The sequence below is a fragment of the Chengkuizengella axinellae genome (genome assembly GCF_030730905.1).
Lineage (GTDB): Bacteria > Bacillota > Bacilli > Paenibacillales > KCTC-33759 > Chengkuizengella > Chengkuizengella axinellae.
Map to the genome: position 1 here is coordinate 379,539 of NZ_JAVAMP010000002.1, position 24,563 is coordinate 404,101.

Consider the following 24,563-nt stretch of genomic DNA (forward strand, 5'->3'; position numbering starts at 1 on the left):
AAAAGAGGGATAAATATGTCTATTGTTATTGCTGTAGAAAAAAATGGTGAGATTTGCATCGGTTGTGATTCCAAGCATTCGGATGGGAGCTTGTTACAAGCTCCTGAACATAAGGAAAATAAATTTAAACTGCACAGAGTTCAAGATTCGATAGTGGGATTAGTTGGTGAAGGACAGTTTCATAATGTCATTGACAGCATCATTAATAAGTATGAAGAGATATTTGATTTGCAAGACCGTTTTTCTGTATATGAAACGGTGTTGAGATTATTTAAAATTATGAAAGAAGAGTATTATCTGAATGCTGCAAGCGAAGGCTCTTTTGAAGAATTGGGAGTATATATGCTTTTGGCCACACCTAGAGGAATATTTCATGTAGAAAATGATAAAAGTGTGAATGTTATGAGAAAATTCTGGGCGGTTGGTTCAGGAACCCCTTTTGCGTTGGCTGCATCCGATGCACTTTATGAATCAGATCTATCGGCTGAAGAAATTGTAAGAAAAGCAATTGAGATAACAACTAAGTTTGATTTGCATTCTAATCTTCCCATGAAAGTTGAAATATTGTAAATTACAAAAGCAGAAAGTATCTAAATTTTGAAGGTAGGTAGATTTAATTTAAAAATGAATATTTGAAAAGAAGGAATGAATCAGAGATACTTGGTAAAATTGAAAGGTGAATTAATGAATGAAAACAGAGGTTTATACTTTAAATGCATTTACAAATAAACATAGTGGTGGTAATGAAGCAGGAGTAGTATTACAAACAAAGCAACTTAAAGATCATCATATGGTCAAAATTGCTAATGATCTAGGGTTCTCCGAAACTGCTTTTGTATTCCCATCAGAAACTAGCGATTTTTTAATAAGATATTTTACACCGACATCAGAAGTAGATATTTGTGGTCATGCAACGATTGCGACTTTTTCTTTATTGAAACAGTTGAACTTCATTAAAGATGGAGCTTTAAATATTGATACAAAAGCAGGGAAATTAAAGGTAGAGTCTTATCCAGATGGGAAAGTGTTTTTAGAGCAAAATCTCCCTGCTTTTTTAGGAGTATTACCACAAGAAGAAATATCAAGTTCACTAGGAATAAAAAAAGAAAATCTAATTTCAGATTTTCCTATTCAAATCGTTTCCACTGGTTTAAAGGATATATTAGTTCCCGTTAACAATTTAAAAATATTACAGGAAATGAATCCTAATATGGAAATTATCGCTGCTATATGCAAGGAGTATGGAGTTACAGGTTATCATGTATTTACTTTAGAGACTATGGAAGATTCATCTGCAGCACACTGTAGGAATTTTGCCCCACTTTATGATATCCCAGAAGAAAGTGCAACAGGTACATCCAATGCTGCTTTAGCTTGTTATTTATACAAGTATGATAGTTCTATTAATGTAAAAGAAAACCATGTATTTTCTTTTGAGCAAGGTTATATAATGCAAAAACCTTCAGAAGTTATTGTACGTATTACGGTTAATCAGGGTCAGATCGCTACAGTAAAAGTAGGTGGATTGGCTTCAAGTTTTAATAAGGAAATTGTAAAATTATAAAATCAATGATTTTTGAAACATGGAGATGATTAAATGACAATATTTCAGCTTCAAGTCTTAGCAGAGGTTGTGGATTCTGGCAGCTTTACGAAAGCAGGAGAAAAATTAGGTCTTTCACAGTCAGGTGTTAGTCATACCATTTCCTCACTAGAGTCGGAATTAGATATCACTTTGTTATATAGGAACCGGAATGGGATTACTGCTACAGATTCAGGTGAAAGGATTCTAAAACATGTACGTAATATTTTAGAACACAATGAGAAGTTAATTCAAGAAACTGGATTAGTTAAGGGATTAGAAGTAGGTAGAGTTAAAGTTGGAGCATTTTCGAGCGTTTCTTCACAGCTGCTTCCAAAAATATTAAAAGATTTTAAAAAAGTATACCCAGGTATTGATGTAGACTTATATGAGGGAGGTTATGATGAAATAAAAAGCTGGATTACCTCAGGAATTGTTGATGTAGGATTCATTACTTTACCTAACAGTGATTTTGATACAGATTTTGTGTTAAAAGATGAGCTATATATCGTTCTATCTAAGGAGCATCCTTTATCTGTACATCCATTTTTGAGTCTCGATGAAATTGAAGATGAACCGTTTATTATGCCTAAAGCGGGATGTGAAATATTAGTTAAAGAATCCTTTAAAAGAGATCATTTAAAACCAAATATTGCTTATGAAATTAGCAATAATCATACGATTCTTGCTATGGTTGAAGAAGGGCTTGGTATATCCATTGTACCAAAACTTACCATCCCAATAAACTTAACTAATGTTGAATTGATAAAACCAGAGCCACTCATTTTTCGGGAAATAGGAATTGCTGTACGTTCATTCAGTTCCGCTCCACCTGCCGTAAAAAGCTTTATTGAAACAGTGAAGAAGGTAACCTATTAAGAGGTTACCAAAGGTTTACCACTTTCTCACGTTGTAAGACTACTCCCTCTTCTTCAAGGGGGAGAACAGCATAATTTCACCTGATAAGGTCATCTAACTTTCAGCGGGAGATATGAAAACTCTCACTTAAAGCAAGATTCTCTTTACTAGAGGAGGGCTGTAGATTAAGCGTACCCTCGATTGTAACAACAGCACTCCCTGCTACTTTAATGATAGGGTGTGTTTTTCCTGGCTCCACTGTAACATATAACATGCCTGGTCTACCCATTGTGTGACCTTGAGCAATTTTTAGCGTATGTTTAATAGTTGGGTCTAAAATGTTTTCCAATACAAGATATCCTGACAATGCCCCGTTAGCTGCCCCAGTTACAGGATCTTCGTTTACTCCTAAAGCAGGTAAAAAATCACGAGTATAAAGATCATATTCTTGTTCCTCTGGAGTAAACGTAAATAAATGAGTGGTATCCACATTATGAATTTGATTCAGACGCGCTAATTTTTCGAAATTTGGTTTTGCAGCATCGATGGCTTTTTGGTCAATGATCGGAATTAGTAAATGCCAATTTCCCGTGTTAGCTATTTTAATTGGATAACGTTTATCAATATCGTTTTCATGTACACCTAAAATTTCAGCTATTTTACTTCTTTCAATATTGAAGTCATTTACTTTAGGTGCAACTTGTGTCATTTCAACGGCTGTGACAAGTTCTCCATCTTTATGCCATTTAACAGGTACAAGTCCAATATTCGTGTCTAAAACGATTCGGTCCTTCTTTTTAGTCCATCCTAAGTTAGAAGCAAGCAACCAAGATAATCCAATCGTTGCATGACCACAAAAATTGATTTCGTTTGTTGGTGTAAAGTACCTAACTCTAAAATCAGCTTCTGCATTTTCAGTTTTATAGAGAAAAGCTGTTTCAGATAAATTTAATTCATTTGCCACCTTTTGCATTTCATTCATAGACAGAGAATCTGCCCCAAGGACAACCCCTGCAGGATTTCCTCCAAATTGTTCCTTTGTAAATGCGTCAACATGATATACTCGAACTTTTCTCATTTTGTATCTCTCCTCATATTTTCATTTGAAACCAATATTTTCTTTATAAGTTCATTCTAAATTTGAATATATCATAAGTAAAACGAATGTTTTTAATATATTAAATGAGAAAAACTAATATAATGTTCAAAAAGTAAGACCCTTCAAATAGGGAGTCTTACTTTGCTAGATCAAATAGATCAATTTTGGTTAAGAATATTTATTTATAATATTAGTGTAGACACTTTTTGGTCTTAAACCAACTAGTTTTTCTACTGGTTCACCATCCTTAAAGATGATAACAGTTGGCATAGACATTACTCCATATTCGGCAGAAACGGATGGAGATTCATCGATATTTATCTCTAATGTATTTACTGTGTCATTCATCTCCTCACTAAGTTCTTCAAGAATGGGATTTAGAACTTTACATGGTGGACACCATGGCGTACTAAAATCAACTAGTGTGATCCCTTCTGTTTTAATATTTGATTTGAAATCTGTTTCAGCTATACTTTTCATGGTCATGTTCTAACTCCTTTTTATTATAAATTTCAACATTAAAAGAACGGATTCGTTCTTCTAAATTCGACTTAATATTTGTAAGCATTTGAATTTGTTTATCTATTTCTTCAAGTTTTTCTTTGTAAATTGGAAGTACTTCCGTACAAAATGTTTCATTATTTTTTAAAACACAATGTAAGAAACTTGAAATTTGATCTGTGGATAGACCGAGACTTAAATAAAATTTAATTGTATTTACTTCCTCAACGGTAAATTTGTGATATTCCCGATAACCATTTTCTAGTCTAGTAGGGGTTATCAAACCTTGTTGCTCATAATACCGTAATGATCGGACACTTACCCCAGTTAATTTAGATAATTCACCAATCTTCATCGTTAAAATACCAGCTCCTTTACTGTTGTAAAATTATTATAAACGATAACATTAATGTTAGGGTCAATAGTGAAATAAAATTAATCTTATCTTCATGTTCTGACGTTTTCCCGACACATTCAAAATTTATATTATAAGTGTACCTAGTGTACATAATAAAAAACTGGAGGGAAACACAATGAATAAAAAGTTTTTATCCTTAGCAGTAGCAGCAACATTAGTAGTTAGTGCAGTTGGAGTAGGAAGTGCATTTGCTAATGAAAACGGAGAAGGAAACAATAAAGGAAAAGCGCTTAAGATGAATCAAGAGAAATTCATTGAAACATGGAGTCAATTATCCGATGAAGAAAAAGAGGCTAAATTATTTGAACATGCAGAGAAATTAGGAATTGATACGAAAGGTAAAACCTTTGAAGATGTTCAAACGGAACTTCAAGAACTTAGAGAAGTTAGATTGATTGAGAGGGCAGAAAAGCAAGGCATTGAAACGGATGGAAAATCGATTGAAGAAATAAAGGAAGAATTAAAAGCTAATGCTCCCAAGCATGGTAAAAGAGGATCTGGGCAAAAAGGTAAAGGATTGAATCTAGAGAAGTTAGCTGAAAATTGGGATGATCTAACGGAAGAACAACAAAATAAATTCTTTGAAAGAGCAGCTGAACAGGGTATTGAAACAGAGGGCAAAACATTTGAAGAAGTATCAGCTGAACTTCAAGCGTTTCATGAAGCAAAGTTAATTGAAAAAGCAGAAGAGCAAGGTATTGAAACGGAAGGGAAAACAATTGAAGAAATAAAGGAAGAATTAAAAGCCAACGCTCCAGAACAGGGTAAAAGAGATCAAAAAGGAAAAAGATTAAATCAAGATAAATTTGTTGAAGCTTGGGACCAATTATCCGATGAAGAAAAAGAGGCTAAATTATTTGAACATGCAGAGGAATTAGGAATTGAGACTGAAGGCAAGTCATTAGAGAATGTTCAAACTGAACTCGAAGAACTTCGTGAGGATAGAGTAATTGATAGAGCACAAGAACTAGGAATTGATACAGAGGGAAAAACAATCGATGAGATTATTGAAGAAATGAAAGAATTGTCACCTAAAAAAGGCAGCAAACATGAGGTTACTCTTTAAGCATCTCGATATATTATAAGATGAAGAGCAGGGAATTCCTTGCTCTTCTGCCATATACAAAAGATTAATATATAATGTCTTGTTTTGACATTTTACTGACACATTAGACTTTTAAACTATGATTGTAAGATACATAAATTTCTAGGAGGATGATTATGAATAAAAAAGTATTATCAGCAGCCCTTGCAGGATCATTATTATTTGGTGCAGTTGGAACAGGAGGTGTTCTTGCTTCAGAGGATGGGAAACATGAAAAACCTCGATTCCTTGACCGAGAGCAATTTGAACAAACATGGTCGCAATTAACAGATGAAGAAAAAGAACAAAAGTTATTAGAGAAAGCAGAAGAATTAGAACTTGATGTTGATGATTTACAATTAAATGATATTATAACGCTACTACAAGAAGTTCGACAAGCTAGACTTATTGATAAAGCAGAGATTTTCGGAGTGGACTGGGCGGATAAAAGCATAGAAGATATTAAGGTAGAACTTGCAGAAGTTGTACAAAATTTACACGAGTCAAAAGCAATTGAAAAGGCAGAGGAACTAGGAATAGAAACTGAAGGTAAATCAATAGAAGAATTAAGAGCAGAGATTAAAGAAGTTATGCAAGAAGATCATGAAGCAAAAATATACGAAATTGCCAATAAATTAAACATAGATACTGAAGGTAAAACGTTAGATGAAATAAAAGAAGAGGTAGAGGAAATTTGCACACAAAAAGTACTTGATAAAGCAGAAGAATTAGGTATTGATACAAGTGGCTATGATCTAGATGATCATGACAGTATTGAAGCAATAAAAGATGAAATTAGAAAGATACATGAAGGAAAAAATGGAGATATGTAATATAGATAGAGATAAAGAGATGCTAGCTTTCAACAGGGATTTTTATATATTCTGCTGAAGGTTAAAACTTATCAGTATGTAAAAATGATAAACTAATTTATGAAAAGCAAGGAGTATTCCTTGCTTTTTATCTTCTATAAGCAGTGGTAAAAATAAGCTAATACTTTTATTTTGAACGTTTTATTGATACGATGAAATGAGAATGAAAAAATGAGGGATTTCATGAAAACCATTTTAGTTGTAGAAGATGAAATCGCAATATCTCGTGTATTAACGGTTTATCTTCGAAAAGCAGAGTATCAGGTAGAACTTGCATATGACGCGATTGAAGCAATAGAACAATTTGATAAAGTAAGTCCTGCTCTAGTACTATTGGATGTCATGCTTCCTAATGGCAGTGGATGGGAAATATTAAAACAGATTAGAAATAAAAGTGCATGTCCGGTGATTATGTTGACAGCATTAGGACAAATTAATGATAGATTATCTGGATTAGAACAAGGTGCAGATGATTATATAGTAAAACCATTTGATCCTGATGAAGTAATTGCTAGGATTAAAGCAGTCCTTAGAAGACCAAATAAACTATTAGAAACAGGTGAAAAAGTCCGTTTTGGCAGTTTAGTTGTAGATTTAGAAGCACATTCAGTTACGTTAAACAATGAAAATATAGAGTTGAATCCAAGAGATTTATCTTTATTCCTTTTTTTTGTGAAACATCCAAACCAAACTTTTTCTAGGGAACAATTACTTGATCTAGTTTGGGGAATGGACTATGATGGCAGTGATAGAGCTGTAGATCTTGCAGTAAAACGTATTCGAAAATCTTTAAAAGAGTGGGCATCATCTGATGGAGAAATTAAAACATTAAGAGGATTGGGGTATCAATTCAGTGTTAACGAATAGTAAGAATAAACAAGTTCCTTTATTAAAATATTGGACCCTAAGATACTTTCTTATTTTGTTATGCATTTTAATATTAATTACAATGTTTTTTGGCTTTTGGATAAAATACTCAACCATTCAAAGAGAGTTGAAAATCAGTGAGAATACAGCATCAACCATCGCTCTTAATCTCATTAATGATGATATGGATGTGAATAAGAATGTGATGCTACAATTAGACCGTTTGTTCAGAGGTAATTATCAAATTTATGACATTTCAGGTGAAATAATCTCATCAGGAAAATTCAAAAATAATTTTCCTAGAATACCACTACGAAACAATGGTGGCATCATTGAAGAACAGGTGACTGAAAAAATAAAATTAAATCAATTTTCAGGAGATTTTTATCTCATTGTAACTCCTATAATTAGCAATGAACAAATTTTAGGTTATCTAAGCATTACGATTCCAGAACAAGTGCTTTTAGGAGATGAGCAAAATGCTCAATACCATATATTAATCATTATTTTTATATGTTTAAGCATTACAGGCTGGTTAATTATTTATTGGTTGTTGAAAAAGCTAACTAATCCCATTCGATTAGCGGCTGAAGCAGCGGTTCAAGTCAGTGAAGGAAATTATGACATCAAGTTAAATAAAGATTTTAAAGAAAAGGAACTATATGAACTGAACTATTCCTTTGAAAATATGGCAGCAAGATTAAAAACACTTGAAACTTTGAGAACTGAATTACTAGCTGGAATAACCCATGAAATTAAAACACCCGTAACTTCTATTTCAGGTTTAGTTCAAGCTGTAAAAGATAAAGTCGTTACTAAAGAAGAAGAGGAAGAATTTCTTCATCTGGCTCTGCAGGAATCAAACCGACTTCAAAAAATGGTAGAGGATTTGCTTGATTTTAATTCTTATGCAGCAGGCGTCATTCATTTAGACACGAAAAAAGTGAATTTAAACACAGTAGTTCATGAGGTTGCAAAGCAATGGAAGGTAATGGATGGTGACGTTTCAATTACATTGTCTTTACCTGAAGAAGAAATATTTTCATTTGGGGATTCTCTTAGAATGAAACAAATTCTTTTTAACCTTTTAAAAAATAGTCAGGCTGCAATGACAGAAATGAAAGAGATAATCATTAAAGTGTATCCATATGATGGACAATTTGTTGCAATTGATATTCAAGATTCAGGGTCAGGTATTCCAAAACAAGAACAACCGAATGTATTTGAAAGATTTTTCAGAGGTTCAGACAAAAAAGATACCGTGAGAGGTTTAGGTCTCGGACTATCTTTGAGTAAAATATTAGCAACTGCACAAAAAGGAGATTTGATTTTAAAAGAATCTTCACCACAAGGTACAACATTCACTTTATTGCTCCCTGCTCTTGATGATTGATCATAAGATCATAAGATCTAAATATTGCACGTATAAAAATCCTCAATTAGATTGAGGATTTTTATACGGTAATTAAAAATGACAGCTGTCTAGACCCTTTTTCTCCAAATATTTTTGATGATATTCCTCAGCTTTATAAAAAGAGGAAGCAGGGGTAATCTCTGTTACAATACCCTTTTTGAACTTTTCACTATTTTGCATTTCTTGTTTTGATTGAACTGCTGATTCCTTTTGAGCCTCTGAATGATAAAAAATAGCTGAACGATATTGTGTACCAATGTCTGGTCCTTGTCTGTTTAGTGTGGTTGGATTATGATTTTCCCAAAAAACATTTAGTAGACTTTCATATGACACGATTTTTGGATCAAATTCTAGTTGAACAACTTCAGCATGCCCGGTATTTCCAGTGCACACTTCTTTATAAGTCGGATTATCCTTTGTTCCACCTAAATATCCTACTTCTGTTTTTGTAACTCCATTTATTTTTTGAAAAGTGGCTTCAACTCCCCAGAAACAACCTGCACCAAATGTTGCTTTTTCCATCTAAATCACCTCATTATTGAATAATAAATCTTTATATTATTATTAAAAAATAATGTATGAACAAAGTAATGTCAACTATTATGGAAAAGATAAACAAATTCAAGAAAAAAATGAATATAATATACAAAAAAATGAAACTTTTTCAAAACGATTACGTAGTTCTTTGTATAAACAATGGAAAGGGTGATTGAATGGAGATAAAAGCTCTGCAAAAACTAAAAGCAAAATCAATTATTGTTGAAAACGGTTTCAACTTTATATTGTCACAAATTTTATTTATTTCTGTATTAGTTGGTGGATTGTTAGGATCCTGGATGTTATTTGGAGTTTTACTTGTGGGTTTATTGTACGTTTATCATAAAGAAAATCTTTTTATTTTAAAAATAGCGTTTAGTTTAGCGTGGGCAGCTGGGTTTTATTATTTATTCAGTCAATTTGAGCAAGGTATAATTGAGTGCTCTATCGCTGCGATCATAGGTTTTATAGGAAGTTGGCTAGTTCACACTATAGGGTTTACTAGTTTTGATTGAAGAAATAAGGATGACTTAATATCCGAAAGACCCCAAAAGGGAATAGATTATTTTCCTTTTTGGGTCTTTTATCATTTTGATTATTCTTTCGACCACCGACAATATCTGAAATACCTGCTAAAAAGTCACGTACAATATTTGCGCCCATTAGGGTTTTCTCTACAACAATCCCCAATAAGATTCAACCTTGTCTCAAAATATATTTTATTTATGAAAATTTGAAAATTATATGGTATGATGAGCAACATTTTTTAGTTTTATGAGTCTATTATTATATAGAAATAGATTTTGTATATGAAACAAAACAGTCAGAATTTTACGGGGGTAGGGGAGATACATGAAACAACCATTGTTAAAAACATTATGTGCAGTAGCTTTAGGCAGTTTGATTTTATATGGATGTAGCTCAGAAGAAGCAGTCCAAGAAATAAGTGTTGTAGAAGAACAAGATACTTTAACAGCTGTTGAAGAAACTTTAGAAGTAGAGTCGATTCAAGCTGAAGAACTAGAATCACCTGAGGTTTCTATAGAGATCGAGCAAAATGAAGAAGAGCCACCTGAAGAAACTTCTAATACAACTTTTGAGAATGATATTGATACGATTCAATCTAGTTTACAGATTGGATTAAGCAAAGAGGATATTACTGAAATGTTGGGAGAGCAATATTCAGAGTTTGTTTCACCACTGGATGATATCATAATGTGGAAATATGACTTGCTTACATCATCTGATTATATTTATGATGCAGAATCTCAATCAGATGCTATTGATTTTGAAGGTTTTATGAATGGAACAATAGGAGCACAATTATTTGTAGAATGGAGTTATGATGAATTTACAAATCATTACGTGATGTACTATGTATGCGGTGATGAAGGAGAAATTTGTGAATTTAGAGTATGGGATGATGGTTCTATTACTAAATCACAGATTAATTGATTAAATAAGATGAAATGTTAAAATGAACATATGTTAAGTAATAAAAATAAAAGGATTATTATTAGATTTTAATTACATAAAGAACCTGAAAACCTTCTTTTGAACTTCACTTAATATTTTCTGAGTTTTAGTTTCAATTCAATGGAGGTTTTTTGGTATGAGAAAAAACATAAATTTTTTTAATAAAATTAGTAAAAGTTTTTATCCGATCCTTTCATTTTGAAGATTGGGATCAACAACAAATCAAGGAACGTTCAATCTTCTTATAGGAGCATGTGAAAAATGGGACAGCATTAGATACTTTACTAGTTGAAGTTTTTATATTAATACATCTGGAAAGTATAGCAAAAAGAAATCCACTAGATGAATTTCATAAGTTAGTCATTCAAGCTTATGCAGAGTTGCAGAAAAGGATAGAGAAAGGGATTATGGAACTCTTTTATACTATTTACTATTGTTGTAAGACTCGCTCCTTCTTCAAGAGAGAGAGTCTTACAGTATGATTTCATCAAGAAAATGATTTACAACTAAATGCAGGTCGCATCCTGTGCACAGTCATTAATTGTCAAATCCTATGGGTTAGTCATGTACAATCACTTTCATGTGATCATTCTGAAACCAAATCATTCTCTTTATCAAACACTAGGCTCTTCTTGTACTTTTTGTTTTGAAAGATTAGTCGTATGCTGCTTTTCATATTTCGGCAATACAATGGCATAAAAGATAGCAACGATCATTAAACATCCTCCTACTAGCCAATATAATCCTTCAATCTTTACAATTGTTGGATAAGTAACGGCAATAACACCAAGTGTTATGGTTTGAGCCAACATAGTTAAAGGATCAAGCCATCCTTGAACACGTCCCATCATTTTTGGATCCACAATTTTTGGAATCCATCCCCCAAGTGCTACATTAATAAATGGCAAAAATAAGCCAACAACAAATAACAATGAGAAGAAAATAATAATAGAAGGAGAATTTACAGATAAAGCAGTAATCAAGCCGCACATAAGCAAACCTAAAATCGCTAGCTTATATAGTTTTACTTTTTGAGCTATGATGGAGGCGAAAATACTTCCTATCAGTACACCAATACCAAAAATAATACCTAGAATAACTGACATTTGCTCATAAGTTTCTTTTGCTAATTCATATTTAAGCATAAAAATAAGAATAACTGAAAAACCGCCATTCACGATCCCAAAGACGATAAAACCAACGATCAAGGAAAGCAATAAACGATTCCCTAAAATATAGATCATGCCTTCTCTAAAGTCTTTTAAAACCATTGAGATTTGAAGATCTCTTAATGATTTTTTACCGTTAGGTAAACGAACAGATTCAGGTATATTACATGCATGTAGAAGAAGAGCGCTAATCACAAATGAAATCGTATCAACGATAATTGCTCCTTCAATACCTACTGTCCAATATGCAACAGCTCCTAAGGCGCTTCCAAATAACATGAACAAGCTGTTTACCATTTGATTTAATCCAGCTGCAGTTGTATATTCATGTTCTTTTAAAATGCCTTGAACCATAGCTTGTTCGGCAGGAAAGAAAAATTTCTGAACTGCACTTCTTAAAAATATGATGAAAAATATTAACGGAATCCAGCCTATCCAAATGGCAGCAAGAAAACAAATCGATAAAATGGCACGGATCCAATCGCTGTATACTGCGATTTTTTGGCGGTCCATTCGATCAGCAAATACACCAATAAGCAAAAACACAAACAAAGTTGGTAGCGAGTACATCATTTCATTAATCGTTGCATATATAGGTTGATTAGTAAAACGATCCAATAAGTAAAACATAAAAGCGGTCAAACCAATCACTGTACCCATGTGTGAAGTTAGGTTTGCAAGAAATAATTTGGTATAATTTCCGTTTTTAAAAACTGAGAATGTTTTTGTCATATTCCTCTCCTTTAAGTCAGTAAGTAACTATCATATTATAGCGTATATATAGGAAAATTGTAACAAAATTGTTAAGTGATATGGCTAATGATAAGATATCTCTGAAAGGATTTACATTCCATTATTTAACTAGCTTTACATAACTCCTTGTTATCATACATAATAAATTAAATAACATTAATTAGTATTTGACTTGCATTGGTTGTTATCTTTTGTTTGCAAAGGAAGTGTTTACATGGAACTTAATAATATCATTACAATTGTGGTTTCATTAGTTACTGTCATAAATATTTTACTCGCTGGTCTTGTAGTTTTTATTGAAAGAAGGAATATTGCTTCCACTTGGGCATGGTTAATGATCTTTTTGTTTATCCCGATTATTGGTTTTTTAGCCTATCTATTTTTTGGACGACAGGTGAAAAAGAAGAATTTTTATCACTTATCTGCTGAAGAGGAACGATTTCTTAAATCTGCTGTAGATGAACAAGAAAGGAAACTGCAAAATAGTGATGAATTTAATCAAACAAAAATACTAAAAGATCATTCTAAATTACTTTTGATGAATTTGAAATCGGCAACTGCTTTAATCTCAACAGACAACGAGATTGATATTTTTAATGATGGAGAAGATAAATTTAGTGCACTTTTTGAAGATATCAGAGCAGCTAAGCACGAAATAAATATTCAATACTATATCATTCAACCTGATTCCCTTGGGAAAAAATTACGTGACGAACTTATAATAAAAGCAAAAGAAGGTGTTAAAGTTAGGGTTCTTTATGATGAAATTGGTTCAAAAAGGATTAAGTCGACGTTTTTTAAAGAACTTGTTTCAAGTGGTGGAGAGGTTGAGGTGTTTTTTCCTTCCTTTTTAAAATTAATAAATTTTCGCATTAACAATAGAAATCACCGGAAGCTTTGCATAATTGATGGTAAAGTAGCTTACATAGGAGGATTCAATGTAGGGAATGAGTATCTTGGACAGAATAAGAAGTTTGGGTACTGGAGAGATACACATTTAAAGGTAAAAGGTGAGTCTGTTAATCATATACAAGGTAGATTTGTGCTGGATTGGTATCAGGCAAAGAGAGAGGATAATCATAAACTTGAGCAATTTGTTTTTCAAGCCGAAAAACATAGTGGAAGCAGTCCTGTTCAAATCGTGGATAGTGGACCTCACTCTGAAACAGAACATCTTAAATATATGTATATTAAACTAATTATGTCAGCTAAAAAAAGTGTATATATTCAAACGCCTTATTTTATTCCTGATGCAAGTTTTATGGATGCTTGTAAAATGGCGTTGTTAACAGGTGTTGATCTAAGAATCATGATTCCGAATAAACCGGATCACCCTTTTGTATATTGGGCTACCTTGCTGTATGCAGGGGAATTATTGAACTATGGTGCTAAGATTTTACTATATGAAAAGGGCTTCATCCATGCAAAAACGATCGTAGTAGATAACGAAGTTGCTTCTGTAGGTACTACCAATATTGACATGCGAAGCTTTAAATTAAACTTTGAAGTCAACGCCATTATTTATGATGAGAAAGTCTCAAAGCAATTAAATGATATGTTTATTGAAGATACAATGCACAGCTCAGAGTTGACGATTGAAAAGTATAAGGAAAGATCATTGTATATCAGATTTAAAGAAGCGATTTCCAGATTGTTATCTCCTATTTTATAGTTTTGTATAAGAATACACGGTGATTGTCCAAAGCTTTTAGGTACATAATTGGTTAATGTTGTATAATGAAATCGTGGTGAGTCATACTAGTTATAGAAATATTGTTAATTAAAAAGAAGATCTAATTATTGCTGGAAACGGAGAACTCTTATTGTGACTGAAATAAAATTACCGAGTGAAATTAAAGAAATAAAAGATTTTCAACAAATGAAGGCTATAAAAGCTGAATTAATTCGATTCATGATGTCCTATAAATTTGCATTAAGCGAAATAAGTACGAAAATTGATATATTAAAACAGGAATTTCAATATATTCATGAATATAACCCTTTCGAGCATGTAAATTCTAGGATGAAAACACTTGAAAGCATTATAAATAAGGCCAAAAGAAAAGGCAGTGATTTTTCTTTGAAATCAATCAAAGAAAATATTAGAGATATCGCTGGTGTACGAATCATCTGCTCCTTTGTTTCTGATATTTATGTGATCAGTGAAATGCTGGAGAAACAAAAGGATATTCATGTCATTGAATCTAAGGACTATATCCAAAACCCTAAACCAAACGGTTATCAAAGTCTTCATCTTATTGTACAAATTCCTGTTTTCATGTCAGATAGAGAAGAACATGTCTGTGTAGAAATTCAAATTCGAACCATTGCGATGGATTTTTGGGCAAGTTTAGAACATAAAATCTATTATAAATACAACAAAGAGATTCCTAAAACGATGAGAGACGAATTGAAAGAAGCTGCAATTACAGCTGCACAATTAGATGCAAAAATGGAGAAGATCAATCAAGAAGTGAACAAAATAAAAGAAACGGATACAGAAGATGAGCTGCGAGATTTGATGGGGAATAATGAGAGGCTTCCCTTACCTTATGAAATTATGGAGTGATTGAAAGAGCATAACATTTTTAGACAAGGGGACAAGAATAAGTGTTAAAAGATAAATTAATAGGGAGTTGGTCAGTAGATCAAATGTATAGTCCAGGTGCACAAAGTGATGACTGGATTGTATTTTTAAATAATGGAATTGGCTGGTTTCAAAGTTGCAATTGGGGCTCATGTTGTACTGAAACGTTTAAATGGAGCATCGTTAATAATGATCTTCTAGAAATAAATTTTGATAAGTTTTATGGGTATGAAGATGAGATTGAAAAAATTGAATCAACATTTAAAAGTAAGATTGAAATTAATAAAGAAATGACACCTAGTGGAAATAACGTAGAAGTCATTACTTTTGATGAAGCTTTTTATGATAGTAAAAAATATGGTTTGGAAACAAAAGATGTGAGTATTGATAGGCTTAATTATAAGTTGAAAAAATATGAGGGTGCAGAATTTTTTGAACCTAGATATTTTAAAATTCACAAAGATGAGCAAGTTTACTATAGAAGAAGAGAATCTGTCATTGGAAAAATTCCGGATTCGTATCGAGAGAATCCAATATTAATTACTCAATTAATGATTCAAAACCTTAGGGAGCATTTTGAAAACGAATATGAAATTAAAGAGATCGATAAAGAAGAATATGAATTAAATAAAGAAAAACATTTGGAATAATAAGTGTAATTGTACTTTTCTTATACACCAGTATTTAATAATAGTTAGCTCTAAGGCTCGCCATTTGGCGAGCTTTTTATCTAATACATGTCTTTTTATAATGCGAAATGGAAATAATTAGATAAGATCAAAACAAAATAATGTGCATACATTAAATTTTAGTGTGAGGAGATTTGTGTTATATTTAGTGACATATAACTTAAAATACATTTAATAAAATAATATAATTTACCATTTACAATCATTTTTTTACAATTATATATGTTGCTTATTAAAATTAATGTTATTATATATAACATGACCTAATCGTTTTTTTAGTAGATATTAAAGGAGGTTTAATATGCATTTAACTCCACGTGAAAGGGATATGCTGCTGATTAGTGTAGCTGCTGAAGTAGCAAGAAAAAGAAAAGAGCGAGGAGTAAAACTAAATTATCCAGAAGCTGTAGCTATGATTACGTCAGAAATTTTGGAAGGTGCAAGAGATGGAAAAACTGTATCTGAATTGATGAGATTAGGGGGGACGTTTATTAAACGAGAAGACGTCATGGATGGAGTGCCTGAAATGATACCTGAAGTTCAAGTTGAAGCTACGTTCCCGGATGGTACGAAATTGGTTACAGTACATGAACCTATCCGTTGAATAGGAGGATATACATATGATACCAGGTGAATATCGTTATGCAAAAGAATCCATTACACTGAACAAAAATCGAAAAATAATTGAATTATTAGTCATAAATAAAGGAGATCGTCCTATTCAAGTAGGTTCACACTTTCATTTTTATGAAGTGAACAGTGCCCTTGATTTTGATCGTAGTTTAAGCTATGGCATGAGACTAGATATACCTGCAGGAATGGCTATTCGCTTTGAGCCAGGGGAAGAAAAACCTGTTACCATTGTTGAACTTGGAGGGCAGAAGATTGTTTACGGTTTAAATAATTTAGTAAATGGAAAATTAGAATCTTCTCCTAACCCTGCAGAATTAAAACAAAGGATTGAAAAGTGGAAGGAGGCAAAAACACTTGAATAATTTGTCTAGATCACAATATGCCTCTTTATATGGACCAACAATAGGTGATTCAATTCGGTTAGCAGATACTGAATTGTGGGCAACCATTGAGAAAGACCATACGGTTTATGGAGATGAATGCAAATTTGGGGGTGGGAAGGTGATCCGTGATGGGATGGGGCAATCTTCCACAGCTTCACATGGAGAAGGAGTACTGGATACAGTAATTACAAATGCAGTGATTATTGATCATTGGGGAATTGTAAAAGCAGATATTGGCATTAGAGATGGGAGAATTGCAGGAATAGGCAAAGCAGGGAATCCACATACCATGGACGGTGTTCATAAAGACATGGTAATAGGAGCTGGAACAGAAGTCATTGCAGGGGAAGGCAGCATCGTTACAGCAGGAGGAGTGGATAGTCATATCCATTTTATATGCCCTCAACAAATAGAAACGGCTTTGGCATCAGGCATCACCACTATGATTGGTGGTGGAACTGGACCTGCTACTGGAACCAATGCAACGACTTGTACACCAGGGCCTTGGAATATCCATCGAATGCTTGAAGCAGCAGAAGCTTTTCCGATGAACCTTGGTTTTCTAGGAAAAGGGAATAGTTCACAAACTGAACCTTTGATTGAACAAATAAAGGCGGGTGCGATCGGATTAAAGCTGCATGAAGATTGGGGAACTACACCTTCAACGATTGATAATTGTTTATCTGTTGCAGATGATTACGATATTCAAGTAGCCATTCATACAGATACTTTAAATGAATCTGGTTTTGTAGAAGATACTCTTTCGGCAATAAAAGGGAGAACAATACATACTTATCACACAGAAGGTGCAGGTGGTGGACATGCACCGGATATCATAAGAGCAGCCGGAGAGTCTCACATCATTCCCTCATCTACAAATCCAACAAGACCTTTTACAATAAATACAATTGATGAACATTTAGATATGTTAATGGTGTGCCATCATTTAGACAGCACTATACCTGAAGATGTTGCTTTTGCTGACTCTCGTATTCGACCTGAAACTATTGCAGCAGAAGACATCCTTCATGATCGAGGTGTATTTAGCATTATTAGTTCAGATTCTCAAGCGATGGGTAGAGTTGGAGAAGTGATCCTTAGAACTTGGCAGACAGCGGATAAAATGAAAAAACAGTTTGGGCAGCTTAATGATCATTCTCAGCAAAATAATATAGAAAATGATAACTATCGTATTCAGCGATACATTTCGAAGTACACGATCAACCCAGCAATCGCACACGGTATTTCTCACCTTGTCGGATCGATTGAAGTGGGCAAATGGGCGGATCTTGTAGTATGGAAACCTGCATTTTTTGGTGTTAAACCTGAGCTGATTTTAAAGGGTGGGATGATTGCTTATGCTCAAATGGGTGATGCAAATGCCTCTATTCCTACACCGCAGCCTTACTATGGAAGAAAAATGTTTGGTTCATTTGGTCAAGCCCTGCACCAATCTTCCTTTACATTTGTATCTCAAATGGCTTATGAACAAGGGATTCATGAAAAATTAAAGCTAAAAAAACAAATCGCACCAGTGAAAAACTGTCGAGATATTGGAAAAAAAGATATGATTCATAATCACAACACGCCTGAAATAAAGGTAAACCCTGAAACTTATGAAGTGAAAGTGGATGGGGAGAAAATTAGCTGTGAGCCTGCAAAAAGTGTTCCAATGGCACAACGTTATTTTATGTATTAGGGAGGGGTCAGACATGAAGAGCGATTCAAAACTATTGTTTTACGTACAAATTTTAGATTCTGCGCTCCCAATTGGCGGCTTCTCTCATTCTTTTGGACTAGAAACTTATATACAGGATGGGAAAATCAACAATTTACAAGAGCTTGAGAGTTTTATTCATTCTCAGATCCATCATTCTCTAGTTCGTTTTGATAGCCTAGCAATCAAAGGAATTTATGAATCCATACAACAACAAGATTACGAAATGGTCTTCTTTTTTGATCAAATTATAAATGTTCAACGTACTGCGAGAGAATCGAGAGAAGCGTTGCTTAAAATGGGTAAAAGGTTACTAAAGTTAGCCCATACTATATATCCTTGGATGAACCTTAAACCACTTAAAGAGTATTTTATAAAAAATAAAAGTATTACATTACCTACGGTTCATACCTATATAGCTTTCCATTTAGGGATTGGTTTAGATGAAACAGTTAAAGGTTATTGTTATACAAATGTTGTCACAACGGTTAACAGTGCCTTGCGGTTAATGTCTATTGGTCAAACAGATGGACAAGTGATAATCAGTCGTGCAATTCCTGTGATCGAAGAAGAGTGGGGAAATGTAAAGAAGTTGAATCCTGAAACATTACATTCATTTGCACCTGAACAAGAAATCTATGCTATGAACCACGAAACGTTGTATTCAAGATTATTTATGTCGTGAAAAATAAGAGGAGTGATCATAATGTGTGAAGGATCAAATCATACGCATCATCATTGGGAAACACCTGCAGTAGAAACAAATCGCCCAATTCGATTTGGAATAGGAGGCCCAGTAGGGTCAGGTAAAACAGAATTAGTGGATAAACTCTCTAAGCGTTTGAGAGAACGTTACAGCTTGGGTGTGATTACAAATGATATTTATACAAAAGAGGATGCAGACATCTTGATTAGAAAAGGGGCTTTACCTGCTGAGAGAATTGTTGGAGTTGAGACGGGAGGATGTCCTCACACAGCGATTCGAGAAGATGCTTCAATGAACTTCGAAGCTATTGAAGAGCTTGAGGAAAGATTTGACGATTTGGAAATTCTATTTATTGAGAGTGGGGGGGATAATTTAGCCGCAGCATTCAGTCCGGAACTAGTAGATCGTTTTATTTACATTATAGATGTAGCACAAGGAGAGAAAATTCCTAGAAAAGGAGGGCCAGGAATTATAAGGTCCGATTTATTGCTTATCAATAAAACAGATCTAGCTCCTCATGTGGGTGCGAGTTTGGAAGTAATGGATCAAGATACAAAAAAGATGCGAGAAAGTCGCCCTTTTATCTTCTCAAACTTGTTGAGTGAAGAAGGAGTTGATGAAATTGTGAATTGGATTGAGCATCAATTAGATCATAATAACAAAGTGGTTTCAAATGGCTCTTAACCATCTTCCCTATAAATATCAAGTTAGGAAGAGTATTCTAAATGGTGAATTCTGTTTAAGAAATGGTAAAACCACATTAGTGGACCGATTTCATCAATCCCCTTTAAAAATATCTAAAACACATCCATTTGAAAATTCAAGCCAATTATATGTGTGTGTAATGGATTGCTCGCCAGGGATGTTAGATGGGGACGAATATGATATTCATATGAATTTTGGAGAACAGACAGAAGTATATTTGACTAATCAAGCTTATACCAAAATTCATCCATCACAAAATTTAGGAGTAAAGATAAATCAAAGATATGATGTGAAAATAGGAGCATTGTTGGAGTACTTTCCTGAGCCTATGGTTCCATTTGCAAAAAGTTGTTTTCAAGGGGAAACAACATTTCAGTTAGAGAAGGACGCATCATTAGTCACTGCGGATATATTGACACCAGGACGCATTCATTTAGGTGAATCCTTTGATTATCAATCATTCAATAACACACTGAAAGTATATCGAGACGATAAATTAATTGCATGGGATAGATTTCATTTGAACCCTTCAAACCATCATTTTCGAACTGAAGGCTCTTTCGGAGAATATACCCATATGGGATCGTTTTGGATATTTTCTAAATATGTAGATGATGAGTTGTTGAAGCGGATTCGTGATGGTATTGAAGAGTTGCCGAATATTTTTGCAGGAGCAAGTTTTACTTCCGAACAGGGTATATGTGTACGTATACTCGGACATAAGGCTTGGGAATTGCAGCAATGTACAGAAAACTTATGGAACATTTGGAGGGAGCATGCTTATATGGGGGCTGCTCCCCTGATAAGAAAATGATATAAAATTCTTACACTGTATTTTTATGGTGTGAGTTTTTTAATTTTGTACGACATTTATATTTGGATTACATATAAAAATAAGTGGAAACCTAACACACTTCAATGATAATATATGGAAATATAACTGCAAATATTTGGCTCACAACATCATGGGCTGCAAGTTGGTATATCATCAATCCGATGAAATTAGTTTGCTTTTAACGAATTATGATAAGCTAACGACAGAATCGTGGTATAACAACAATAGTCAAAAAATTAGTTCTGTGTCTGTATCGATAGCGAAAGCAAAATTTAATGAAGTGATGAGAGGAAAATATATCAAAATGAATTTAAGGTGAATAAAATATGAAAATAGTTATTCTTTGGAATGCATGATTCTATTTATAGAATATACAAAGAGAAATGATTAAATTAAAAATAGGAGTAAGAGGAGGCGCAAATAGTGAGAATAGGTCTAGCTCAAACAAGATTTCCTCAATCTTCATCTAATGGCGTGGAAATTGTAAAGGATATGATAAAAAAAGCACAACTACATGAGTGTGATATGATTTGTTTTCCTGAATCTATCATTCCTGGAATGCGTGGTGTAGGGTTTGAAGTTGAGGAGTACGATCATAAAGTTGTTAAAGCTGCATTAGAAGAGGTTTGTGATTTTGCAAAACAATCTACAATGGCAGTTATTTTACCTATGGAATGGAAAGATGAACTTGGATATCATTTGGTCGCTTTTGTTATAAATAAAAATGGAGAAGTTCTAGACTATCAAATTAAGAATCAAATCGATCCTACTGAAGATGATTTTGGTTTTGTACCAGGGGATAGACGTCATTTATTTGAAATCAATAATGTGAAATTTGGTATTGTCATTTGCCATGAAGGGTGGAGATATCCAGAAACTGTTCGTTGGGCTGCTGTGAGAGGAGCAAGTATTGTGTTCCACCCTCAGGTTACGATAAACGTAGACAACCCTGAATTTTATGATAATGCAATGATATGCAGAAGTATGGAAAATAATATTTATTTTGCTAGTGTAAATTATGCCTTGGAAAATCAGGAAAGTACATCGGCTTTAATTTCTCCAACAGGAGAGCGTTTAATAGAAGGTAGAAAAAACAACGAAGAATTATTAGTATATGATATTGATCCAGATCAAGCGACTAGACTATTAGCGAAACGTTTTAAACCAGAGTTACTGAAAGACTCGTTTTGATTATTGTGGCACCAAAGATATAATGGAATCAAAAAAGAGTCGTGAGGAAAAGGTGGTGGGAAGACCTCAGCGACTCTTAACCCAAAAGATAAAATTCAACTTTTAAGTTGTATAGTTAGTATACAATAACTATCATTAATTGTAAATTATTCTCTAGCAAAGGATTTTAGTAAAATAAATCCAGTTTTTCACGAAACTTTATACTGGTATTTTCGTCTCAATATAGTAACTCCTAAAAAAGGAAGTGGGGTAAATGAGGCGATTTATTTTTTTAGTTTTATCTGTTTTTTCAATCGGAATTATATTAGTAGTTGGGAATAGTCAGGAAAAAATCTCTATAAATATTGGAGAAGCATCCAAATATGCAGAAAGAACGATCAATGAAACAGGTAAGGTAACGGCGTTGGCATTTGATGGAGATCGTTCTGTTAGCTTTAGAGTCATGGTTGAAGATAACGTAACAAAAGAAGAGGCAGAGAATGTAGTAAGTGAATTTTTAGAACTTGCAACTAGTCATTTCAGTGAGAATTGGGACTATGCTAATTTAAGCTTTGATTTTAAAAAGTGGAGTGATGGAAGCATAGCATATAAAGGTTATAAAATGGCAGGTTCAGATTTGGTTTGGCATTAGCTCGTAATAATGGTAAACCTAAACATCCTTCCATTCTTCTTTCCTTATTTATATTTGTTTGCCAGTGGCTAATTACATAAATCATTCGTGTTTTTTTATCAAAAGCTCCTTCTCAAGCAAAGTAACTATTTCATTTGAAATATTAGCTTCTGAGCTAATATTTTCCATATATTATCCATATGCTCCTTTTCATAAAATCTAATTAGAACTCAATAGTTTTGCCACAAAGCCCTTCTGGTAAATATCGTTAAAAAAACCTTCGAAACCTCTAAAGAAGGATTCAAAGACATCTCTGATGTTGACACGTGATAATAATAATTTAAAAACCTTAGATGAAATGTTAAGATGATAATAAGATTCAAACTTATAACTTTTATAAGAGATAAAATCATAAAGGGATGGTTTATATAAATGAATCATACAACACAATACCCCGAGGAATATATTAAATACCTAGTTTATTTTCATGGTGAACGAGACTACTTTGAATGTCATGAAATATTAGAAGAGTATTGGAAGGAAAAAGAAAAACCAGAATTAGATGCTGCATGGGTTGGTTTGATTCAGGTAGCGGTTTCTTTGTATCATCAACGTAGGAATAATGTAAAGGGTGCTATTAAAATGATGCGAAGTGCAATTTCTAATTTAACTGAGATAGATCTACAAATGCTTGGAATAAATGCAAAAGTCTTTTTGGAACAGTTAAGGAGTAGATTGACAAATTTAATCTCAAATGAGGCATTGGTGTATGAGGATATGAATATTCCATTAAAAGATGTACATTTAATTAAAAAATGTAAACAGCTCTGTAAGGACAATAATCTATCCTGGCAAAGTCATAGTAATATAAATGATGAAGCATTAATTCATAAACATACATTAAGGGATCGCTCTGAAGTGATCAAATCTAGAGAATTGGCTAAAACAGAAAAGAACAAAAAATAACTTCAATCCAATAGATTTTCTTGTATATAAAAAGCATCTCAATCCAATGGATAAAGGTTTGAGATGCTTAGTTATTATAATAGAGTTTATGAATTATAGTTTTTAATTTTAACTATGTTTTTCAATAATTTCGTATAAACCGTTCTGTAAGTTTGGAATATCTTCTACTGTATAAGTGAAACGTATAACACTTTCATCCTTCTCTAACATTTCAGATAATAACCCCTTAAACCCTCTAGCTTTTCTATCTACTTCTAGAACTACAGTAATTTGACTTTCTTCAGCAAACAATACTACTTCCAACTCATCTAATTTCCCTTTAAAAGGACCAGAAGTTGGTTTGAATTCAAATTCTTGAATAAAGGGAAGTCTATTACTTAAAGATTTAGAAGCTTCACATTCTACCTCATACAAACGAAATCCTAAATCTTCAAGTGATTTAAATAAGCCGTCTATTAAATGATTAGGAGTTATTTTAATAGAGTCTCTGTCACTTGGGTCAACTGCGTTATCAATGTCAAGTCCAGTTTGAATCCATGCTTTAGTTTTACCTATTGTTAATGGAGTATCATATGGAAGTTGGATTTGAACAGGAAACTCTTTTTTCTCACCTTTGCCAATTGTAAATGGCTCGCTGATTTTTATTTTGTTTAGTACAGCTTGTTTTGTCAAATCTACTTCATTATCGTTAATTTCTCGCTCTTCAGTGTATGTCGTTACAATGGATAGATATACATCTTCAATTTTTTGCTCTACCTTTCCACCCTCTATATGTACTACCCCTTCTATGATGTCACCTGGCACAAATTCATCATTGTTTAATACAGTATCGACTTTGGCTGATCCAATTCCTATACTGGATAACATTTTTTTCATAAATGACATTATGTATCATGACCTCCTAAAAAAAT

Annotated in this window: 28 protein-coding genes and 1 pseudogene; 22 read left to right on the plus strand and 7 right to left on the minus strand. The window is 33.2% G+C overall.

The genetic code is table 11. From position 1 onward, the window contains the following. Positions 1–15 precede the first annotated feature (15 nt). The 3 genes from Q5Y73_RS07420 to Q5Y73_RS07430 all read left to right on the plus strand — a co-directional run bounded on the left by Q5Y73_RS07420 (position 16) and on the right by Q5Y73_RS07430 (position 2,461). On the plus strand, positions 16–570 hold the full coding sequence (locus tag Q5Y73_RS07420; protein ID WP_305991224.1) for an Ntn hydrolase family protein: 555 nt from the start codon (positions 16–18) through the stop codon (positions 568–570). Positions 571–688: 118 nt separating this feature from the next. After that, on the plus strand, positions 689–1,564 hold the full coding sequence (locus Q5Y73_RS07425) for a PhzF family phenazine biosynthesis protein (RefSeq protein WP_305991225.1): 876 nt from the start codon (positions 689–691) through the stop codon (positions 1,562–1,564). A gap of 33 nt (positions 1,565–1,597) precedes the next feature. Then, entirely contained in the window at positions 1,598–2,461 is an 864-nt protein-coding gene (locus Q5Y73_RS07430; protein WP_305991226.1) for a LysR family transcriptional regulator, read from the plus strand. Positions 2,462–2,561: 100 nt separating this feature from the next. Here Q5Y73_RS07430 and Q5Y73_RS07435 read toward each other — a convergent pair whose 3' ends face one another. The 3 genes from Q5Y73_RS07435 to Q5Y73_RS07445 form a co-directional block, all read right to left on the minus strand. Further along, positions 2,562–3,518: a PhzF family phenazine biosynthesis protein gene (locus tag Q5Y73_RS07435; protein ID WP_305991227.1), complete on the minus strand. Its 957-nt coding sequence runs from the start codon at positions 3,516–3,518 to the stop codon at positions 2,562–2,564. A gap of 189 nt (positions 3,519–3,707) precedes the next feature. After that, positions 3,708–4,025 carry a thioredoxin gene (gene trxA, locus Q5Y73_RS07440; protein ID WP_305991228.1) on the minus strand — a complete coding sequence of 106 codons (318 nt, stop codon included), beginning with the start codon at positions 4,023–4,025 and terminating at the stop codon, positions 3,708–3,710. Then, positions 4,003–4,395 carry a MerR family transcriptional regulator gene (locus Q5Y73_RS07445; protein ID WP_305991229.1) on the minus strand — a complete coding sequence of 131 codons (393 nt, stop codon included), beginning with the start codon at positions 4,393–4,395 and terminating at the stop codon, positions 4,003–4,005. The genes trxA and Q5Y73_RS07445 overlap by 23 nt, the downstream gene beginning before the upstream one ends. Positions 4,396–4,573: 178 nt before the next feature. On the opposite strand from Q5Y73_RS07445, the gene Q5Y73_RS07450 reads away from it, so the two are divergent. The 4 genes from Q5Y73_RS07450 (at position 4,574) to Q5Y73_RS07465 (ending at position 8,674) form a co-directional block, all read left to right on the plus strand. Beyond that, positions 4,574–5,524 (plus strand): hypothetical protein, encoded by a 951-nt coding sequence (locus tag Q5Y73_RS07450; RefSeq protein ID WP_305991230.1) that lies wholly within the window; start codon positions 4,574–4,576, stop codon positions 5,522–5,524. A 155-nt stretch (positions 5,525–5,679) separates the two neighbouring features. Next, complete coding sequence (locus Q5Y73_RS07455; protein ID WP_305991231.1) at positions 5,680–6,375, plus strand: hypothetical protein; 696 nt, start codon at positions 5,680–5,682, stop codon at positions 6,373–6,375. Between the two features lie 222 nt (positions 6,376–6,597). Further along, positions 6,598–7,281 carry a response regulator transcription factor gene (locus Q5Y73_RS07460; protein WP_305991232.1) on the plus strand — a complete coding sequence of 228 codons (684 nt, stop codon included), beginning with the start codon at positions 6,598–6,600 and terminating at the stop codon, positions 7,279–7,281. Then, the gene (locus Q5Y73_RS07465; protein ID WP_305991233.1) at positions 7,268–8,674 is read left to right on the plus strand and encodes a HAMP domain-containing sensor histidine kinase; all 1,407 of its coding nucleotides are present in this window, start codon (positions 7,268–7,270) and stop codon (positions 8,672–8,674) included. The genes Q5Y73_RS07460 and Q5Y73_RS07465 overlap by 14 nt, the downstream gene beginning before the upstream one ends. Positions 8,675–8,746: 72 nt before the next feature. On the opposite strand, the gene msrA is transcribed toward Q5Y73_RS07465, so the two are convergent. Next, a complete protein-coding gene (msrA, locus tag Q5Y73_RS07470; protein ID WP_305991234.1) occupies positions 8,747–9,217 on the minus strand; it encodes a peptide-methionine (S)-S-oxide reductase MsrA in 471 nt (156 codons plus the stop codon). Between the two features lie 191 nt (positions 9,218–9,408). Between msrA and Q5Y73_RS07475 the strand changes: the two genes are divergently transcribed. Then, a complete protein-coding gene (locus Q5Y73_RS07475) occupies positions 9,409–9,747 on the plus strand; it encodes a hypothetical protein (protein ID WP_305991235.1) in 339 nt (112 codons plus the stop codon). On the opposite strand, the gene Q5Y73_RS07480 is transcribed toward Q5Y73_RS07475, so the two are convergent. Then, a complete protein-coding gene (locus tag Q5Y73_RS07480; protein WP_305991236.1) occupies positions 9,734–9,922 on the minus strand; it encodes a heavy metal-binding domain-containing protein in 189 nt (62 codons plus the stop codon). The genes Q5Y73_RS07475 and Q5Y73_RS07480 overlap by 14 nt on opposite strands. Before the next feature lie 162 nt (positions 9,923–10,084). On the opposite strand from Q5Y73_RS07480, the gene Q5Y73_RS07485 reads away from it, so the two are divergent. Beyond that, positions 10,085–10,687, plus strand: a complete 603-nt coding sequence (locus Q5Y73_RS07485) for a hypothetical protein (RefSeq protein ID WP_305991237.1) — start codon at positions 10,085–10,087, stop codon at positions 10,685–10,687. 635 nt (positions 10,688–11,322) lie between these two features. On the opposite strand, the gene Q5Y73_RS07490 is transcribed toward Q5Y73_RS07485, so the two are convergent. Continuing rightward, on the minus strand, positions 11,323–12,609 hold the full coding sequence (locus tag Q5Y73_RS07490) for an MFS transporter (protein WP_305991238.1): 1,287 nt from the start codon (positions 12,607–12,609) through the stop codon (positions 11,323–11,325). Between the two features lie 235 nt (positions 12,610–12,844). On the opposite strand from Q5Y73_RS07490, the gene cls reads away from it, so the two are divergent. From cls to Q5Y73_RS07555, 13 genes and pseudogenes are all read left to right on the plus strand, one after another. Beyond that, a complete protein-coding gene (gene cls, locus Q5Y73_RS07495) occupies positions 12,845–14,302 on the plus strand; it encodes a cardiolipin synthase (RefSeq protein ID WP_305991239.1) in 1,458 nt (485 codons plus the stop codon). A gap of 207 nt (positions 14,303–14,509) precedes the next feature. Next, positions 14,510–15,199: a GTP pyrophosphokinase gene (locus Q5Y73_RS07500; protein WP_305991631.1), complete on the plus strand. Its 690-nt coding sequence runs from the start codon at positions 14,510–14,512 to the stop codon at positions 15,197–15,199. Positions 15,200–15,240: 41 nt separating this feature from the next. Continuing rightward, positions 15,241–15,867, plus strand: coding sequence for a hypothetical protein (locus tag Q5Y73_RS07505; RefSeq protein ID WP_305991240.1), 627 nt, complete (start codon positions 15,241–15,243; stop codon positions 15,865–15,867). Between the two features lie 340 nt (positions 15,868–16,207). After that, positions 16,208–16,510 (plus strand): urease subunit gamma, encoded by a 303-nt coding sequence (locus tag Q5Y73_RS07510; protein ID WP_305991241.1) that lies wholly within the window; start codon positions 16,208–16,210, stop codon positions 16,508–16,510. Between the two features lie 16 nt (positions 16,511–16,526). Further along, complete coding sequence (locus Q5Y73_RS07515) at positions 16,527–16,901, plus strand: urease subunit beta (RefSeq protein WP_305991242.1); 375 nt, start codon at positions 16,527–16,529, stop codon at positions 16,899–16,901. Continuing rightward, entirely contained in the window at positions 16,894–18,621 is a 1,728-nt protein-coding gene (ureC, locus tag Q5Y73_RS07520) for an urease subunit alpha (protein ID WP_305991243.1), read from the plus strand. Before Q5Y73_RS07515 ends, ureC begins: the two co-directional genes overlap by 8 nt. 13 nt (positions 18,622–18,634) lie before the next feature. Then, positions 18,635–19,324 (plus strand): urease accessory protein UreF, encoded by a 690-nt coding sequence (locus Q5Y73_RS07525; protein ID WP_305991244.1) that lies wholly within the window; start codon positions 18,635–18,637, stop codon positions 19,322–19,324. Between the two features lie 21 nt (positions 19,325–19,345). Then, entirely contained in the window at positions 19,346–20,029 is a 684-nt protein-coding gene (gene ureG / locus Q5Y73_RS07530) for an urease accessory protein UreG (protein WP_305991245.1), read from the plus strand. Then, positions 20,019–20,864 carry an urease accessory protein UreD gene (locus Q5Y73_RS07535; RefSeq protein ID WP_305991246.1) on the plus strand — a complete coding sequence of 282 codons (846 nt, stop codon included), beginning with the start codon at positions 20,019–20,021 and terminating at the stop codon, positions 20,862–20,864. Before ureG ends, Q5Y73_RS07535 begins: the two co-directional genes overlap by 11 nt. 112 nt (positions 20,865–20,976) lie before the next feature. Further along, a pseudogene (locus tag Q5Y73_RS07540) lies at positions 20,977–21,183 on the plus strand (tRNA(His) guanylyltransferase Thg1 family protein); the annotation flags it as partial. A 125-nt stretch (positions 21,184–21,308) separates the two neighbouring features. Further along, positions 21,309–22,076 carry a carbon-nitrogen hydrolase family protein gene (locus tag Q5Y73_RS07545; protein WP_305991247.1) on the plus strand — a complete coding sequence of 256 codons (768 nt, stop codon included), beginning with the start codon at positions 21,309–21,311 and terminating at the stop codon, positions 22,074–22,076. A 253-nt stretch (positions 22,077–22,329) separates the two neighbouring features. Continuing rightward, positions 22,330–22,707 (plus strand): hypothetical protein, encoded by a 378-nt coding sequence (locus Q5Y73_RS07550; protein WP_305991248.1) that lies wholly within the window; start codon positions 22,330–22,332, stop codon positions 22,705–22,707. A gap of 411 nt (positions 22,708–23,118) precedes the next feature. Next, a complete protein-coding gene (locus Q5Y73_RS07555; protein ID WP_305991249.1) occupies positions 23,119–23,652 on the plus strand; it encodes a DUF309 domain-containing protein in 534 nt (177 codons plus the stop codon). A 108-nt stretch (positions 23,653–23,760) separates the two neighbouring features. Here the strand turns inward: Q5Y73_RS07555 and Q5Y73_RS07560 are convergent, their stop codons facing one another. Beyond that, positions 23,761–24,537, minus strand: coding sequence for a sporulation protein (locus tag Q5Y73_RS07560; protein WP_305991250.1), 777 nt, complete (start codon positions 24,535–24,537; stop codon positions 23,761–23,763). Positions 24,538–24,563 lie beyond the last annotated feature (26 nt).